Consider the following 661-nt stretch of genomic DNA (forward strand, 5'->3'; position numbering starts at 1 on the left):
CCACTAGGCGTAGGCATTGCTCACATCATCAAGGGATGGAAGGCGTCGTTCGAGAAGTACTTTGAGGCTGACGAAGACGTGATGCGCTATATACGCCCGGTGTCTCGGTTTGGACTCATAGCCCGAGGAGTGGTGTTTATTGAGATAGCGCTGCTGCTCGCGATCAGTGGCTCCCGTTATCAAGCCATGGATCCCCCGGGCATGAAGGAAGCCCTTGATGCTCTCCAGAAACTGCCAGCCGGAGCTTTGATTTTAATGGTGATAGCTCTGGGTTTGATCGCCTTTTCGGCTTACAGCTTTTCCGAAGCCGCTTGGCGCAAAATAAACATGGATGTGCCTGGGGTATCGACATCGTAGTGGTTACGTGATTCTGGTAAACGTTGCCGGTATTTGCACGCGTTCACCTCCTCATAAATTCGCAGTGCCGCCTTGATCAAGGCTGATAACGACTGAAAAAGGGTCAAGAACTGTCTGCCAAAAATACTCTTCTCTCTGAACTGGCGTTTTGAAGAGAATATTTCCAACGGTTTTTTCGGAGACGGGTACGGCTTCCTCACCGAGGTTCAAGTCGATGCGAAGAATTGATCCGTCACCCATTCGCCAACGCGCCGAGACAGCTTTGTCCCCTATAACTTGTGCATCAATAGCATGGGAGCTATGC

At 50.8% G+C, this 661-nt stretch carries 2 protein-coding genes; one reads left to right on the forward strand and one right to left on the reverse strand.

The window, feature by feature from the left end:
* A partial coding sequence (locus AC1DRJ_RS31300) for a DUF1206 domain-containing protein (RefSeq protein WP_477805514.1) occupies positions 1 to 357 on the forward strand: 357 nt, incomplete at its 5' end.
* A gap of 51 nt (positions 358 to 408) precedes the next feature.
* On the opposite strand, the gene AC1DRJ_RS31305 is transcribed toward AC1DRJ_RS31300, so the two are convergent.
* A partial coding sequence (locus tag AC1DRJ_RS31305) for a DUF3459 domain-containing protein (protein ID WP_477805515.1) occupies positions 409 to 661 on the reverse strand: 253 nt, incomplete at its 5' end.

This window comes from Pseudomonas sp. P5_B2 (genome assembly GCF_056400445.1).